Here is a 16383-nt window from a genome sequence, read left to right as displayed (position 1 = left end):
CGGTCCGCCGGGGGAGTCGGCTTCCCTCGGGCGGAAATTCACTTGAAAGTCAATATTGTTGAACTGTTGAACTAAGTCACACTCGTGTCTAGTCTGGTCACAGCCTGTGGGACGGGTCACAATATTGTTGACGAAAATGTCAGCATAGCCGTCCCCAACGACCACCCCCTGTCGCGAGCGGAGCACCTCGATCGATGACTGAATCAACCCCGTCCACCGGCGCGCCGGGCCACCATGGCCCGGGCGGGTCCGGAGACACCCACCGTGAATCGGAGATTGAGCGGTTGCACCGTCTCGAGTCCTCCAGTGGTTCCGACCGCCGCCGCGGAGATACCCGGCGGCACACCGATGCGGCCACCGTGGCCGGCCTCGACATCCCCACGCGGCCGGATCCGGCCGCGCCGCGCACCTCGGTGGCGCAGTCCGGGGTGACCGGTCGGCCGACGTCGTCCGGTCCGTCCCGGGCCACGCGCAAGCCGCGCCGCAACTGGGGCACCAAGTCCCTGGGGCTGGTGGGCCTGCTGGGCTTCCTGGTGATCTGGGAGGTGCTGCCGCGCACCGGGATCGTGAATCCGACGTTCCTGCCCCCGGCCTCGGCGGCCATCGCGGACCTGTTCCGGAACTTCGGTCTGACCGCGTTCTGGCAGGCCGTCGGGGACACGATGTGGCAGTGGCTGCTGGGCATGCTGATCGCGTGCATCTCCGCGACCGTGCTGGGCTTTTTGATCGGCTCGTCCACGTTCCTGCGCCGGTTCACGAACTCGACCATCGAGTTCATGCGCCCGGTGCCGTCCGTGGCGTTGATCCCGCTGGCTGTGCTGCTGTTCGGCGTGGAGATCGAGTCGGCACTGCTGCTGATCGTGTACGCGTCCTTCTGGCAGGTGTTGATCCAGGTCCTGTACGGGGTGGCGGACGTGGACAACGTGGCCATGAACACGGCCCGGTCCTACGGACTCGGTCCACTGGCGCGGCTGCGCTACGTCATCTTCCCCACGGCGTTGCCGTACCTGATGACCGGCGTGCGACTGGCCTCGGCCGTGGCCCTGATCCTGGCGATCACCGCCCAGCTGATCATCGGCAACCCGGGCCTGGGTGCCGAGATCGCCAAGGCCCAGTCCGGTGGCTCCTACGTGGCGATGTACGCCCTCATCCTGGCGACCGGCCTGCTCGGCGTCCTCATCAACCTGGTCATGCGCATGATCGAGCGCAAGGTGCTGTCCTGGCACTCCTCGGTCCGAACGGAGGTCGCCAAATGAGCGCCGATGCCCCCCTCGCCACTCCCGTCAACCTGACCGAAGCGGCAGGCGGACCGGGCACCTCCCGGTCGGCGCCGACGTCGTCCCCCGCGAAGAAGTCCCCGGGCGCCAAGCGGGCCTGGGGCGCGGTCAAGGGCCTGTTCTTCATCGCGGCCCTGCCCGTGATTCTCGTGCTGATCTGGTACATCTCCACCGCGGTGGGGGAGAAGAACTTCTTCGTGCCCACCCCGGCACTGCTGGTCGAGACCTTCTTCGAGACCTGGACCGGGGACCGGATCACCACGGACGTGATCCCCTCGCTGACCCGCCTGCTGTTCGGCATCGCCGGCTCGATCATCATCGGCATCGTCGGCGGCCTACTGATCGGCTCGGTCCGCTGGCTGCGCGCCCTGACCGAGCCCACCCTCGAGTTCTTCCGCGCGATCCCGCCGACCGTGCTGATCCCGGTGCTGATGCTGCTGATCGGCATCGGGGACGACATGAAGGTCGCGGTCATCATCTCCGGTGCGCTCTGGCCGATCCTGCTCAACACGATCGAGGGCGTGCGCTCGATGGACGAGGTCCTGGCGGACACCACGCACACCTACGGGATCACCGGCTTCAACCGGGTCCGTTACCTGATCCTGCCCTCGGCGATGCCGCAGATCATGGCCGGCATCCGCCAGTCCCTGTCGATCGCGCTGATCCTGATGGTGATCTCCGAGATGTTCGCCGCTTCCTCCGGGCTGGGCTTCACGATCGTGCAGTTCCAGCGGTCCTTCGCGATCCCGGAGATGTGGTCCGGCATCGTGTTGCTGGGCATCATCGGCGTGATCATGTCCTTTATCTTCCAGCTCATCGAGCGCAACGTGCTGCGCTGGTACCACGGCCTGAGGGAGATCGAGAATGCAGCCTGAGCCCACCGAACCCGTCAGCCCCGACCCAGTTCACGCTGATGCATACCCCCCGTCTCACACCGAAAAGGAAGCCATCATGACTTCTGACCAGACCTCCACCGCAGGCACCGTCATCTCCCAGGGCGGCGTGGCCGAGACCCCGGACGGACTGATCACCGTCGGCAAGACCATGCCGGACGGCGAGGCCATGCTCTCCGTGCGGAACATGAAGAAGGTGTACCACACCGACGGCGGCGACATCGAGGCCGTCCGGAACCTCACCTTCGACCTGCCCCAGGGCCAGCTGGCCTGCCTGGTCGGGCCCTCGGGCTCGGGCAAGACGACCCTGCTCAAGTGCATCGCGGGCCTGCTGGCACCCAGTGCCGGGGAAGTCACCCTGCACGGCAAGAAGGTCACCGGCCCGCCGAAGTCCATGGCCGTGGTCTTCCAGGAGTACGGCCGCTCCCTGTTCCCCTGGATGCGGGTGCGGGACAACGTGGAACTGCCCCTGAAGAACGCGGGGATGGACAAGGCCAAGCGGGACGAGCTCGTGGACAACGCGCTCGAGGCCGTCGGCCTGGCCCACGTGCCCAAGTCGTACCCCTGGCAGCTCTCCGGCGGCATGCAGCAGCGCGTGGCCATCGCCCGCGCCGTGGCCTACCAGCCCCAGGTGCTGCTCATGGACGAGCCCTTCGCCGCCGTGGACGCCCAGACCCGCGCCGACCTGGAAGACCTCGTCCGCAGCGTCTGGAAGAAGCTCGGCGTCTCCATCCTGTTCGTCACCCACGACATCGACGAGTCCGTCTACCTCGGCGAACGCGTCATCATCCTGTCCTCCTCACCCACCGTGATCCAGGAAGACGTCCTGATCGACCTGCCGGACGAGCGCGACCAGCTCGAGACCCGCTCCTCCCAGCGGTTCTCCGAACTCCGCCACCACGTCTACGAGCAGATCCAGCTAGCCAAGAAGGGCTTCCGCCCCGAAGACGCCCTGGCCAAGTAACCCCCCACCCCTCCGCTTTGCGGGCAGAGATGACCCTGTTGGTTTATTTGGCTGGGTCATGCGGCGAGGGTGAAGTGGAGTCGTTGGAGGTGGGTGGTTCTGGTTCGGTCCAGGGGGTGGCCGGTCCACCAGGCGTCGAGGCGGATCAGGTTGATCGCGGTGGCTGCGGTGGCGTGTTCCAGGCGGGTCTTGGCCAGGCCCTTGTAGCGGGCTCGGCGGACACCCGTGACGTGGGTGGCCTGGCGCATGGTGCTCTCGACTCCGGAACGGATCCGGTATCGGCGGGCCCATTCCTCGGTGGTCTGTTCGGCGCGGGCGGCCTGGACCGCTTCGTGGATCTCGCGGGGACGCAGGCTGATCTGGCGTCCCCTGCCCTTGGCGGTGGTGCACCGGTCCCGGACCGGGCAGTCGCGGCAGTCGGCGACGGCGAAGCGGACCACGATGGCCTGTGTGCCGCGTTGGGTGCCCGGGCTCCACGAGGTGCTGGTCTTTCCCTGCGGGCAGGTGGCCTGCTCGTTCTGCCAGTCGATGTCGAAGGCCCCGGCGGTGTATCCGCCGGTCCGGGCCTGGACGGAGGTATCGGCCAGGCCCGGCCCGATCAGGGTGATGCCCCGGGCCCGGGCGGCCAGCAGCAGCTCGGCCGAGGTGTAGCCGGCATCGACGACGTGCTCGCCCGGGGCCAGGTCGTACTCGTCGAGTTGGTTGTGGATGGATTCGGTCATCGCCACATCGGGCACCGTGGCGGTGGTGGTCGCCACCATGCTGATCAGGTTCGGGGCCGGCTGGGTGCCGTCAGCCTGTGGTTCGTGGCACGTTTCGCTGAAGTGGGCCTTGTATCCGTCCCAGCCGGTGCCGCGTTTCTCGCTGTAGCGGGCCTCGAGATCATATGGAGAGACGATCCTCGCCCTGCCCGGCGGGAGACCCTTGTCCTGGGGCTCCCGCCGGATCACCTCCTGCCCGCCGCGGCCATCGATGCTGCGGTAGTACTGCTGGACCCAGATGCGCCGCAACGCCTGAACGGCCGGTAGTTCGGTCAGCCAGGACGGAGCCCCGGGCGCGGTCACGGCATCCAACAGCAGGTGGCCGTTCCGGCCGTAACTCACTGCCAGTTCCCGCTTCTTCGTTTCACTGCTCGGCAGATGCAGGGTGTCGATCCGGGCCCCGTAGCGTTCGGCCCACGAGGGGTCGATCACCGTGGCCAGCCAATCCGGTGCCGCGGCTGCCAATGCCTCCAGTGCGGCCCGCAGGGCCTCCCCGGCCAGCTCAAGCCGGTTCAGCGACCGGACCGCGGCCAGAACGTGGGTCGAATCCGTGCGCTGGCGCTCACCTGCGCCCAGCAGGCCCTCGTCCTTCAGCTTCTGAAGCAGCAATTCGAAGATCCTGGCCTCCATCCTGTCGGCGACCAGCCGGGTCCGGAACTCCGAGAGCACCGAGAAATCGAACCCCTCGTCATCCAGAGCCAGGCCTAGGCAGTACTTCCAGTCAACCCTGGCCCGCACCGCGTCCGCGGCCTGCCGATCGGTCAGGTTCTCCGTGAAGGCCAGCACCGTCACCACCGCCAACTGGGCCGGGGAGATCCCCGGCCTGCCACGTCTGCCGTAGGCCGAGGCGAACGACTCGTCCTCACACCAGTTGCCCAGCATGTCCCGGATCCGGATCGGCAACGATCCCTTCCGGAACGCCGCCTTGGCGATCCGCGCGGTCTCGGCCGGCACCTCGGGCCATGGCTTCGGCTGTACAGACATCACCCACCCATTCTGCGGCCGCGACAGAGAACAGGGAAACAGGACACAACGACCGCACCACCAACCCTGTCAATCCCCGACACCCCCTACACGGAAGGCAACCCGGCGCGTCGCCAAATAAACCAACAGGGTCAGAGATGAGTACTTATTTCTGCCCGCAAAGCGCGTTCATGGCGGGTGGTCTGTGGACAGCCGGGCGTGTTGTCCACAGTTCGCTGATCGCGGTGGTTCGGAGGGTGTCCCGGCCCGTCATGCTGGCCTCATGTCTCGACGCCGGCCACTTCCCCAGGACTTGTGCGCCGCCCCTTTTACCCATGGCCAGGCGCGGGCTCAGGGGGTGTCGATCGACAGGCTGCTGGCGTCCGATGTCGATCGATTCGCCCATGGCCTGTACCGACATCGTCCTCTCGAGTTGCCGCGGTGGGCCGAGCTCGGTCTTCCCGATCCCGAGCATGGCCTGGACCCACAGTCCCTGGCTGCGCTGCTGGACGTGACGGGTGGAGCCCTCTCCCACCAGTCGGCGGCGCATCTCTACGGGATCCCGCTGCCGCCCTGGCTCGCCGACGAGCCGGATCTGCAGATCACCGGACCGGGGCCGGAGCTGCGCAGCCGCCGTCCCGGGATCACGGGGCATCGCCGCCCGCTGGACCCGGCCGACGTCATACTCCACCACGGCTTGCCGTGCACCAGTCCGGAGCGCACGTGGCTGGACCTGGCGTCCCTGCTCCGGCCGGGTCAGGAGGCTCACCTGGTGGCCGCCGGCGACCATCTCGTCAAGCATCCGTGGCTCAACGGCGGACGGATGGAACCGGTCAGCACTCCGGGCGACTTGGAGAGGGCACTTCACCGCGGGGGTCGCTTCAAAGGAGTCCGCCTGGCGCGGGCCGCGTTGCCGCGGGTCCGAGTGGGCGCGGATTCTCCGACAGAGACGCTCGTCCGGTTGATGCTGGTGGACGCGGGCCTGCCCGAACCGGAGCTGCAGGTCCATGCCACCTCCCTGGATGGCGACCCGTACCCGGCTGACCTCGGATTTCGGGAGGCCAAGGTCGCCCTCCAGTACGACGGCGAGCACCATCGCAGCCCGGAGCAGCAGCTGATCGACGCCCGCCGCGATGCCTGGTTCGAACGCCATGGGTGGATCGTCATCCGGATCACGGTGGAGGACCTGCACGACGATCTCCGTGATGTCATCCGGCAGGTCCGTGCCCGCCTGTCCCAACCGGCCCGCCGACCTCTACCGGCTCGACCGGCTCGCCGTGCCGATTGACTGCGTTATGCGGGCAGATATGAGTACTCATCTCTGCCCGCACAAGCCGGCGGGCCTGGCGAACTCCGAATATCTGCCCGGAAAGTGGGAGTGGGGCAGTCGGTAGGCTCGGGGTATGGCGGAGGAGCACCCCAAGGACACCACCCTGGACCGGTTGATCCGGATCCTCGGCGCCTTCGACACGGACCGGCCCACCCTGTCCATCTCCGCCCTCGCCCGCCGCGCCGCCATCCCCCTGCCCAGCGCCTACCGGTGGGTGGACCGGCTCGCGGCGGCGGGCCTGCTCGAGCGGGCGCCGGGCGGCGCCGTCGGGCCGGGCATGAAGCTCTGGGAGCTGGCCTCCCGCTCCGCCCCCGGGACCTCCCTGCGGCAGGCGGCCATGCCGTACATGGACGACGTCCAGGCGGTGCTGCGCCAACACACCCAGATCGCGGTCCTGGACGCCAGCGGCGTGCTCGTGCTGGAGCGACTCTCCGCCCGCGGCGCCGTGCCCAACCAGGCCACCATCGCCGGCCGCATGCCGACCTTCACCACCTCCCTCGGCCTCGTCCTGCTCGCCTTCTCCCGCCGCTACGTCACCGAGTCCTTCCTCGCGGAGCATGGCGCTGAGCTCGGTGCCCCGCTGAAGGGTCCCTGGCACGACGCCGGCCCCGCCAGCTCCGGGGCGTCCGGAACCTCGGGCGGGGTCGCCCTGCGCGGCAACGCGCAGAACGTGGTCAACCCGACCGAGGCGGAACTCCGCCAGCTTCTCGCCGAGGTGCGCCAACAGGGGTGGGCCTCGGCGGATGGGCAGATCGACTCGGAGGCCACCGGCGTCGCCGTGCCGGTCCTCACACCGGAGGGCCATGCCGTGGCGGCCCTCGGTGTGGTGGTGCCCCGCTCCTCGGAATTCCGGCCCGGACTGGCACCGATGCTGCTGGCCGCGGCTCGCGGCATCAGCCGCGCGCTGGGCCCTCAGGCGGGCATGCCGGCGTCGGACATGGTGTTCCCGCAGCACCCGCCGGTGGCCCTGCCGGACACCGGGGCGTGACCTGCATCGCGGTCCTTCTTCTCACTCCGTGAGAATTGATCCCTCAAACGTCTGTACGCTCCATCACACTGGTGGCAGAAGGCCCGGCCCTGCAGTGGGCGGCCTTGACGACATCTCCGCGCGGTGAGGCCTGGCCCGCCCGCGGAGTCCCGGCACAACGAAGGAGTTGGAATGGCAGCCAGCGGAGGCAGCGCAGATGCACCACAGGTCACCCGGACGAAGGTGGGCATCGTCGGAGGCGGCCCCGCCGGGCTCCTGCTCTCCCACCTGCTCTCGAAGCAGGGCATCGAGAACGTGGTCGTCGAACTGCGGGACCAGGAGACCATCAAGAACACCCACCGCGCGGGCATCCTGGAACAGCAGGCCGTGAAGATGCTCACGGAGTCCGGCGTGGACGGCCGCGTGCTGAACCACGGGGACGAGCACGAGGGCATCGACCTGCGCTTCAATGGCGAGTCCCACCCGCTGAACTTCCCGGACCTCGTGGACGCCACGGTCACCCTGTACGCCCAGAACGAGGTGTTCATCGACCTGGCCGCGGCCCGGGAGCGGGATGGCGGAGACCTCCGCTACGAGTCCGAGGTCATCGAGGTGTCGGACCTGAAGACGGACACCCCGAAGATCCGCTACCGGGACGTCTCCGCCGGCGCCGACCCGGACGCCGTCCACGAGATCCACTGCGACATCCTCGTGGGCGCCGACGGCTCCCGCTCCTTCTGCCGCCGCGCGGTCGGCCAGGAACAGGGCCACCAGGACTTCAAGATCGAGTACCCCTTCGCCTGGTTCGGGATCCTCACCGAGGCCCCGAAGTCCTCGCCGGAGCTGATCTACGCGAACTCCCCGCACGGCTTCGCCCTGATCTCCCAGCGCTCCGCGAACGTCCAGCGGATGTACTTCCAGTGTGATCCGGCGGAGAAGACCGAGGACTGGTCGGATGACCGGATCTGGTCCGAACTGCAGAAGCGCGTGGACGGCCCGGACGGCTTCCAGCTCAAGACCGGCCCGATCTTCGACAAGACGGTGCTCGGCTTCCGCTCCTTCGTCCGCGAGCCCATGAGCCACGGCAACATGTTCCTGGCCGGGGACGCCGCACACACCGTCCCGCCGACCGGGGCCAAGGGCCTGAACCTGGCGTTCGCGGACATCAGGGTGCTGTTCGAGGCCCTCGACTCGTTCTACGCCACCGGCTCCCGCGAGCTGCTGGACGGTTACTCCGAGACCGCCCTGAAGCGCGTCTGGAAGGCCCAGAACTTCTCCTACTGGATGACGTCCATGCTCCACACCCGCCAGGACGCCCACCCGTTCGAGACCAAGCGCGCGCTCGGTGAGCTCGAGACCGTCACCTCCTCGCGCTACGGCCAGCAATACCTGGCCGAGTCGTACACCGGCTGGCCGCACGCCTGACCGGTGCCCGACGCCGGCCCGCGGGCCGGCGCTGGAGGGGACCGGCCGACGTCGGGCCCGGTCTCCTCCCCGCACCACCGCATCACCGTCAACGATTCCGTCCACTGCAGCACCAGAACCGTAGAAAGGAGCAGCCCGTGAGCAACGACATCACCGAGAACACCGGACCCGTCGTCGAGGACGACGAGACCTTTGACAACAGCCACGTGCTCGACCCCGCCGCGACGCAGGACTCCCAGGAGACCATCAGCGCCGAGATCAAGGGCATCCACGACTCGGCGTCCGGGGAGACCCAGCCGCGCGTGAACTTCCCGCCGTACCGCAGCTCCCTGCTGCGCCACCCCACCAAGGACATGCACCACACCGACCCGGAGACCATCGAGCTGTGGTCCCCGGCCTTCGGCCACCGGGACGTCCACACCTTGGAGTCTGACCTGACCGTCCAGGGCAACGGCGAGCCGCTGGGCGAGCGCATGGTGGTCCGCGGCCGCGTGCTGGACGGCGACGGCCGCGCGGTGCGCAACCAGCTGGTGGAGATCTGGCAGGCCAACGCCTCCGGCCGCTACGTGCACAAGCGCGATCAGCACCCCGCGCCGCTGGACCCCAACTTCACCGGTGTAGGCCGCACCATCACCGATGACAAGGGCTTTTACGAGTTCACCACCATCAAGCCGGCCCCGTACCCGTGGAAGAACCACCACAACGCGTGGCGTCCGGCGCACATCCACTTCTCGCTGTTCGGCACGGACTTCACCCAGCGCATGATCACCCAGATGTACTTCCCGGGCGATCCGCTGTTCAGCCTGGACCCGATCTACCAGTCGATCACGGACCAGAAGGCCCGCGACCGCCTGGTCGCCACCTACGATCACAACGTCTCCACGCACGAGTGGAACACCGGCTACTACTGGGACATCGTCCTGACCGGCAGCAACCGTACCTGGATGGAGGACGAGCACGATGCGCATTGAGAAGAACCAGCTTGAATCGGCACGCACTGGCGGCGAGAAGCTGGTGGCGACCCCGGGCCAGACCATCGGCCCGTTCTTCGGCTACGCCTCCGGGTACGAGAACGTGCACATCCCCTTCCGGGACGGCCAGCACCTGGTGAACCCGGCCAGCCCGAAGGCCGTGCGCCTGACCGGCACCATCTACGACGGCTCCGGGGCACCGATCCCGGACGCCATGATTGAGATCTGGCAGGCCGATGAGAACGGGCAGATCCCGCAGGAGACCGGCTCGCTGGTCCGGGACGGCTGGACCTTCACCGGCTGGGGCCGGGCCACCGCGGACAACGTGGGCACCTACACCTTCTCCACCGTGAACCCCGGTGCCACGGAGGAGGGCAAGGCGCCGTTCATCCACGTGGTGGTCTTCGCCCGCGGCCTGATGAACAAACTGCACACCCGGATCTACCTGCCGGAGGACACCGCCGCCCTCGAGAAGGACGCGCTGCTCTCCTCCGTGGAGGCGGACCGCCGCCAGACGCTGATCGCCGAGCGCGAGGCCGATGGGACCCTGCGATTCGACATCCACCTGCAGGGCGAGAAGGAGACCGTCTTCCTGCAGTTCCCCGGCATCGAGTACCCGGTGCACGACTGATCCGGTACCGAAGGATGAGTGCCGGCACCACCCGGCACACCGCCGCCTGATGGCCCGGCGGGACCTGCGCCTCCGTGACGAGAACGGACGCAAAGGCCCGCCGGGCCATCGGTGCGGATAGCCTAGAAACAACCCCACCATCCCAGGAGAGCGCCCACCGATGTCCACGCCCGCGTCGCCGTCAGACCACCAGGCCACCGCGTCCGGTTCAGCCGGTTCAGTCGGTTCAGCTGGTTCGCTCGGTGTGGCTGAGTTGTCCGGAGTGCCGGGGCTGACTGCCCTGGCCCTGGAGGCCGACGCCGGCCTGCTGGACCCGCTGTCCTCCGGCACCACCGCGGTGGTCCAGTCCTCGGACGCGAGCTACCTGCTCCACCTGCTGCAGGTCGAGGCCGCATGGACCGCGGTCCTCGCCGACCACGGGATGGTCACCGAGGCCCAGGCCGCCGCTGCCGCCGAGGCCGCCGACCCGCGTCACCTGGCGGACTATGACCTGATCGGGCTCGCCCATGCGGGCCAGAACGGCGGCAACGTCCTCATCCCGGCGCTCCAGGCGATGCGGGCCCGCGCCGCCCAGGCCGCCCCCGCCGTGCCCGGGGTTTCCGCCGCCATCCACGTCGGGGCCACCAGCCAGGACATCATGGACACCGCCATGCTGCGGATGGCCGCCCAGGTCGCCGGGACGATCCTGGCGGACCTGCGTGCCGCCGTCGGGTCCCTGGCGGAGCTGGCCACCGAGCACCGCGCCACCCCCATGGTGGCCCGCTCCCTCGCGCAGCACTCCCTGCCCTCCACCTTCGGACTGCGGGCCGCCGGCTGGATGTCCGGTCTGGCCCAGGCCGGCCGCCGGCTCGAGGACGCCACCGCCGACCTGCCGATCCAGTGGGGCGGCGCCGCCGGCACCATGGCCGCCCTGGCCGGGCGGGTGGCCAAGGCCCGGGCCGCCGGGACGCTGGACGCCCGCACCGATGCCTTCACCCTCGTCGAGGACCTGGCGGTGCGACTGGGCCTGCAGGCTCCCGCCGGGCCGTGGCAGACCAACCGCATGCCCATCACCGGGCTGGCCGCCGCGCTGGCCGATGTGGTGGCGGCCTGCGGGAAGATCGCCAACGACGTGCTGATCTCCGCCCGGATCGAGAACGGCGAACTCGGTGAGCCGCTGGTCGCCGGCCGCGGTGGGTCTTCCGCGATGCCGCACAAGCAGAACCCCGTGCTGTCCGTGATGATCCACGCCGGCGCGCTCGGCGCCCCCGGCACGCTCGCGCAGGTCCTCACCGCCGCCGGCGCCGCCAACGAGGAGCGCCCGGACGGCGCCTGGCACGCCGAGTGGCCGGCCCTGCGCCAGCTGCTGCGCACCGCCGGGGGAGCCGCCGCGCGGACGGCGGAACTCGTCTCCGGACTGCGCGTCAACACGGACCGCATGGTCGAGAACCTGAACCGCGTGGGGCCACTGCTGGTCTCCGAGCGGCTCATGGCCGAACTGGCCCCGCTCCTCGAGGAGGGCGGCCCGGACAGCGGCTCGGGGAAGGGTGGCTCGAACACTGGCTCGGGGAACGGTGGGCAGACCGGCTCCGGCGCGGCCGATTCCGGCACGACCCGTTCCGGCAAAGAACGGTTGCAGGAGATCGTGGACCGCAGCCTGGACTCGCAGCGCAGCCGGCAGCCGGGGAACGACTTCCGGAGCCTGCTGCGCGCCGCCCTGCCGGACTCCGTCTCAGACGCCGAGCTGGACGGCCTGCTGGACCCCGCCAACTACACCGGCGAGGCCACCACCCTGGTGGACCGCCTCGTCGCCGAGTACCGCAATTTCGCAGAATGGAGCACCACGTGAGCACACCCGAGATCGCCGCCATCCGCCTCTCCGGCGAGGGCGAGGCCGCCCCGGACAAAGACGTCCTGTTCGTGGGTGCCGGCCTCGGCACCGGCGTCCAGGCCCTCTGGGCGGAAGCCGCCAACGAGCTGGCGGACCGCTTCCAGGTCATCGGCTGGGACCTGCCCGGCCACGGCCAGTCCCCGGCCCACCCCGAGCCGCTCGCCATGGCGGACCTGGCCAACGCCGTGGCCGAGCTGGTGACGGCCCAGCATGCGGCCGGAACCATCCCCGCCGGGGCCAAGGTCTACTACGCCGGGGTGTCCATCAACGGGGCGGTCGCCCTGCAGCTCGGCCTGGACCACGGTGAGCTGTTCGACGGCATCGCCGTGATCTGCTCCGCCGCGAAGATCGGCCAGACCGAGGCCTGGCAGGAGCGGGCCACCTTTGTGGAGGCCGCCGGCACCCCGTCCATGGTGGCCGGCTCCGCCGAGAAGTGGTTCGCCCCGGGATTCATCGAGCAGCACCCCGAGCGCACCACCCGCGTGCTGCACACCCTGCAGGAAGCCGACCGCTTCTCCTACGCCCGGCTGTGCGAGGCACTCGGCGGCTTCGATGTGCGGGAGCGACTGGAGGAGATCACCGTGCCGATCGTGGCCCTCCACGGCGCCGAGGACGGGGTCTGCCCGCCGGCCGACGGCGAGGCGATCGCGGCCGGCGTCGCCTCCGGTCAGGCCCACGTGCTCCAGGACGTGGCGCACCAGGCGCCGATCGAGAAGCCCGCCGAGACCGCCACCATCCTGAAGGAGGCCTTCACCGCATGAGCGAGAACCAGACCGGCCAGCCGGTGGGACACCAGATGGACCGCACCTCCCAGGAGGTCTACGACGCCGGCATGGCCGTGCGCCGCGAGGTCCTCGGCACCGCCCACGTGGACCGGGCCGAGGCCAACAAGGACGAGACCACCGAGGACTTCCAGAACCTCATCACGCGTTACGCCTGGGGGACCATCTGGACCCGCCCGGGCCTGGACCGCAAGATGCGCTCGGCCGTCACCATCTCCGCGATGGTCGCGGGTGGATACTGGGAAGAGGCCGCCATGCACCTCCGTGCGGCCCTGCGCAACGGCCTGACGCGGGAGGAGATCAAGGAGATCCTGCTGCAGACCGCCATCTACTCCTCCGTCCCGGCCGCCAACATCGCCTTCAAGCTGGCCCAGGAGGTCTTCGCCCAGGTGGACGAGGACCTGGCGGCCGGCAAGGACCTCTGAGGACCGCCAGCACGCCCCGAGCCACGGAGTGATCCGGGCTCACCCCAGCCACTGACTCACCCAAGCCCCCAAGGAGACTGGACATGACCGCCCAGAACGCCATTCAGGACGCCTACCTCTACGATGCCGTCCGCACCCCCTTCGGCAAGGTCGGCGGCGCCCTCGCCAAGACCCGCCCGGATGACCTCGCCGCCCTCGTGGTGGCCGAGTCCGTCAAGCGCGCCCCGAAGCTGGCCGGCTCAGGCGCCGCCGGTGCGATCGACGAGGTCGTCTTCGGCAACGCCAACGGTGCCGGCGAGGAGAACCGCAACGTCGCCCGCATGGCCACCCTGCTGGCCGGGCTGCCCACCTCGATTCCCGGCACCACCGTGAACCGGCTGTGCGGCTCCTCGCTGGACGCCGCCATCATCGCCTCCCGCCAGATCAACGTGGGTGAGGCCGACCTCATGCTCATCGGCGGCGTCGAGTCCATGTCCCGCGCTCCCTGGGTGCTGCCCAAGACCGAGCGCCCGTTCCCCATGCACAACCTTGAACTGGCCAACACCACGCTCGGCTGGCGCCTGATCAACAAGAACATGCCGAAGGAGTGGACCGTCTCCTTGGGCGAGGCCACCGAGCAGCTGCGGGAGAAGTACGGCATCACCCGTGAGCGCATGGACGAGTTCGCCGCCAACTCGCATCAGCTGGCCGCGAAGGCCTGGGACGAGGGCAAGTATGACAACCTGACCGTCCAGGTTCCGGACGTGGACCTGGCCCGGGACGAGACCATCCGTCCCGACTCCACCGCCGAGTCGTTGTCCAACCTGCGCACCGTGTTCCGCAAGGAGAACGGCATGGTCACCGCCGGCAACGCCTCCCCGATGAATGACGGCGCCTCCGCGGCCTGGCTCGGCTCGGAGAAGGCCTCGGAGATCCTCGGCCTGCAGCCGCTGGCCCGCATCGCCGGCCGTGCCGCCGCCGCCAACGAGCCGCAGTACTTCGGCTACGCGCCGGTGGACGCGGTGAATCAGGCGATCGCGCGCGCCGGCATCACGTGGGAGCACATCGCAGCGGTGGAACTCAACGAGGCCTTCGCCGCCCAGTCGCTGGCCTGCACCGACGCCTGGGGTGTGGACACCTCGATCGTGAACTCGTGGGGCGGCGCCATCGCCATCGGGCACCCGCTGGGAGCCTCCGGTGCCCGCGTGCTCGGCACCCTGGCCCGCCGCCTCGAGGCCTCGGGTGACCGCTGGGGCGTCGCCGCCCTGTGCATCGGCGTCGGCCAGGGCCTCGCCGTGGTCCTCGAGAACGTCAACGCCCGCTCCTGACACCACCTCCCCCTGGCGTTTTCAGTCGACGTGGGGTGGGTCTGGGAGCCCAACACCCACCCCACGTCGACTGAAAACCACCTCAACCCGCCGGCCCGACGCCGGACCGGCGCCTTCCGCAGGGAAGGCTCCGGCCGACGTCGTGGTCCCGGCCCGGCCCGGCCCACACGGATCAGGCCGGACAGAACCCCTCTCATCCCCGCAACAAGGAGGAACGATGCTTGAGTTCGTGGACTCGGCCGCCCAGGCCGTCTCCCGGATCACCGACGGCGCCACGGTGCTGATCGGTGGATTCGGCAATGCCGGCCAGCCGATGGAGCTGATCGACGCCCTGATGGATTCCGGCGCCACCGGACTGACCGTGGTGAACAACAACGCCGGCCAGGCCGACGCCGGCCTGGCGCTGCTGATCAAGGAACGGCGGGTCGCCAAGATCATCTGCTCGTTCCCGCGCCAGTCCGACTCCTGGCACTTCGACGAGGCCTACCGGGCCGGCGAGATCGAGCTGGAGCTCGTCCCGCAGGGCAACCTGGCCGAGCGCATGCGGGCCGCCGGCGCCGGCATCGGCGGCTTCTTCAGCCCCACCGGTTACGGCACCCAGCTGGCCGAGGGCAAGGAGGTGCGCGAGATCGACGGCAAGCACTACGTGCTGGAATCCCCGATCCGTGGCGACTTCGCCCTGATCAAGGCCTACGCGGCGGATCCCGCCGGCAACCTCGTGTACCGCAAGACCGCCCGCAACTTCGGGCCGGTCATGGCCACCGCCGCCACCCACACGATCGTGCAGGTGGATGAGGTCCTCGAGGAGTCGCTGAACCCGGAGCACGTGGTGACTCCGGGCATCTACGTGGACACCGTCGTGGGGATCCCGACCGAGTCCGGCGTGAAGGAGCGCGAGGAACGCGCAGCCCTTGCCGCCGGCCAGCCCAAGCCCTGCCTGGCCACCAAGACCGCGGCCGAGCTGGCCGCCGAGAAGTGAGGATGAGCGAGATGAGCGAGTTCCGCAGCACCGACGCCCCGTTGACCCAGGACGAACTGGCCCAGGTCATCGCCGAGGACATCCAGCCGGGTTCCTTCGTGAACCTGGGCATCGGCCAGCCGACCACCGTGTCCAACTACCTCTCCCCGGAGAAGAAGGTCACGCTGCACACCGAGAACGGCATGCTCGGCTTCGGCCCGCAGGCCACCGGGGACCAGGTCGACGGTGACCTGATCAACGCCGGCAAGATCCCCGTGACCGAACTGCCGGGGGCCTCCTATTTCCACCACGCCGACTCCTTCGCCATGATGCGCGGCGGCCACCTGGACGTCTGCGTGCTGGGCGCCTATCAGGTCTCCGCCCGGGGCGACCTGGCCAACTGGTCCACCGGCAAGCCCGGCGCCATCCCGGCCGTGGGCGGCGCCATGGACCTGGCGATCGGCGCCAAGGACACCTACGTGATGATGGACCTCTTCACCAAGAAGGGCGACGTCAAGCTGCTGCCCGAGTGCACCTTCCCCCTGACCGGGGTGGGCTGCGTGTCCCGCATCTACTCGGACAAGGCCGTCCTGCTGCTGGACTCCTCCGGTGTGGTGAAGGTCCGCGAGCTCCACGGCATCACCCTCGAGGAGCTCCGCGAGGCGCACCCCGAGGTCACCTTCGAGACGGTCGGGGCCTGATCCGGTAGCCCTGGCTCCCTCGTCCTGACCCCGCCGGGGGCATCCCGGCCCCTCGTACGACGCCGGCCGCGCGCCCTGGGTGCGCGGCCGGCGTCGTGCTGTTCTTCCGGGAGCCTCCCCCTCGTTTTGAGGGCAGAAATAAGTACTGATTTCTGCCC

Annotated in this window: 15 protein-coding genes; 14 read left to right on the top strand and 1 reads right to left on the bottom strand. The window is 69.2% G+C overall.

The window, feature by feature from the left end; genetic code table 11:
- The first annotated feature begins 194 nt into the window (after positions 1–194).
- The 3 genes from AB0333_RS07230 to AB0333_RS07220 all read left to right on the top strand — a co-directional run bounded on the left by AB0333_RS07230 (position 195) and on the right by AB0333_RS07220 (position 3134).
- Positions 195–1256, top strand: a complete 1062-nt coding sequence (locus AB0333_RS07230; RefSeq protein ID WP_366218008.1) for an ABC transporter permease — start codon at positions 195–197, stop codon at positions 1254–1256.
- Positions 1253–2152, top strand: a complete 900-nt coding sequence (locus AB0333_RS07225; protein WP_366218006.1) for an ABC transporter permease — start codon at positions 1253–1255, stop codon at positions 2150–2152. Before AB0333_RS07230 ends, AB0333_RS07225 begins: the two co-directional genes overlap by 4 nt.
- 187 nt (positions 2153–2339) lie before the next feature.
- A complete protein-coding gene (locus AB0333_RS07220) occupies positions 2340–3134 on the top strand; it encodes an ABC transporter ATP-binding protein (protein WP_313816775.1) in 795 nt (264 codons plus the stop codon).
- Positions 3135–3190: 56 nt separating this feature from the next.
- Here AB0333_RS07220 and AB0333_RS07215 read toward each other — a convergent pair whose 3' ends face one another.
- Positions 3191–4879, bottom strand: a complete 1689-nt coding sequence (locus AB0333_RS07215) for an IS1182 family transposase (RefSeq protein ID WP_366218113.1) — start codon at positions 4877–4879, stop codon at positions 3191–3193.
- A gap of 337 nt (positions 4880–5216) precedes the next feature.
- Here AB0333_RS07215 and AB0333_RS07210 point away from each other — a divergent pair, with 337 nt between their 5' ends.
- From AB0333_RS07210 to AB0333_RS07160, 11 genes are all read left to right on the top strand, one after another.
- Positions 5217–6146 (top strand): DUF559 domain-containing protein, encoded by a 930-nt coding sequence (locus AB0333_RS07210; protein WP_366218004.1) that lies wholly within the window; start codon positions 5217–5219, stop codon positions 6144–6146.
- Between the two features lie 115 nt (positions 6147–6261).
- Positions 6262–7176 (top strand): helix-turn-helix domain-containing protein, encoded by a 915-nt coding sequence (locus AB0333_RS07205; protein WP_366218002.1) that lies wholly within the window; start codon positions 6262–6264, stop codon positions 7174–7176.
- Positions 7177–7347: 171 nt separating this feature from the next.
- A complete protein-coding gene (locus tag AB0333_RS07200) occupies positions 7348–8580 on the top strand; it encodes a 4-hydroxybenzoate 3-monooxygenase (protein WP_366218000.1) in 1233 nt (410 codons plus the stop codon).
- Between the two features lie 245 nt (positions 8581–8825).
- Positions 8826–9551 (top strand): protocatechuate 3,4-dioxygenase subunit beta, encoded by a 726-nt coding sequence (gene pcaH / locus AB0333_RS07195; RefSeq protein ID WP_366218112.1) that lies wholly within the window; start codon positions 8826–8828, stop codon positions 9549–9551.
- Complete coding sequence (gene pcaG / locus AB0333_RS07190; protein WP_366217998.1) at positions 9541–10182, top strand: protocatechuate 3,4-dioxygenase subunit alpha; 642 nt, start codon at positions 9541–9543, stop codon at positions 10180–10182. Before pcaH ends, pcaG begins: the two co-directional genes overlap by 11 nt.
- A gap of 244 nt (positions 10183–10426) precedes the next feature.
- Positions 10427–12010, top strand: a complete 1584-nt coding sequence (locus tag AB0333_RS07185; RefSeq protein ID WP_366217996.1) for a lyase family protein — start codon at positions 10427–10429, stop codon at positions 12008–12010.
- Positions 12007–12813, top strand: a complete 807-nt coding sequence (locus tag AB0333_RS07180; protein ID WP_366217994.1) for an alpha/beta hydrolase — start codon at positions 12007–12009, stop codon at positions 12811–12813. The genes AB0333_RS07185 and AB0333_RS07180 overlap by 4 nt, the downstream gene beginning before the upstream one ends.
- Positions 12810–13259: a 4-carboxymuconolactone decarboxylase gene (pcaC, locus tag AB0333_RS07175; protein WP_366217992.1), complete on the top strand. Its 450-nt coding sequence runs from the start codon at positions 12810–12812 to the stop codon at positions 13257–13259. Before AB0333_RS07180 ends, pcaC begins: the two co-directional genes overlap by 4 nt.
- 101 nt (positions 13260–13360) lie before the next feature.
- Complete coding sequence (locus AB0333_RS07170; protein ID WP_366218111.1) at positions 13361–14566, top strand: thiolase family protein; 1206 nt, start codon at positions 13361–13363, stop codon at positions 14564–14566.
- A gap of 217 nt (positions 14567–14783) precedes the next feature.
- On the top strand, positions 14784–15545 hold the full coding sequence (locus AB0333_RS07165; RefSeq protein ID WP_366217990.1) for a 3-oxoacid CoA-transferase subunit A: 762 nt from the start codon (positions 14784–14786) through the stop codon (positions 15543–15545).
- Between the two features lie 2 nt (positions 15546–15547).
- Positions 15548–16225, top strand: coding sequence for a 3-oxoacid CoA-transferase subunit B (locus tag AB0333_RS07160; RefSeq protein ID WP_366217988.1), 678 nt, complete (start codon positions 15548–15550; stop codon positions 16223–16225).
- Positions 16226–16383: the final 158 nt, after the last annotated feature.

It is taken from the genome of Citricoccus sp. NPDC079358, from assembly GCF_040702545.1.
Taxonomy (GTDB): Bacteria; Actinomycetota; Actinomycetes; order Actinomycetales; family Micrococcaceae; genus Citricoccus.
This window is presented reverse-complemented; position numbering and strand designations above follow the sequence as displayed.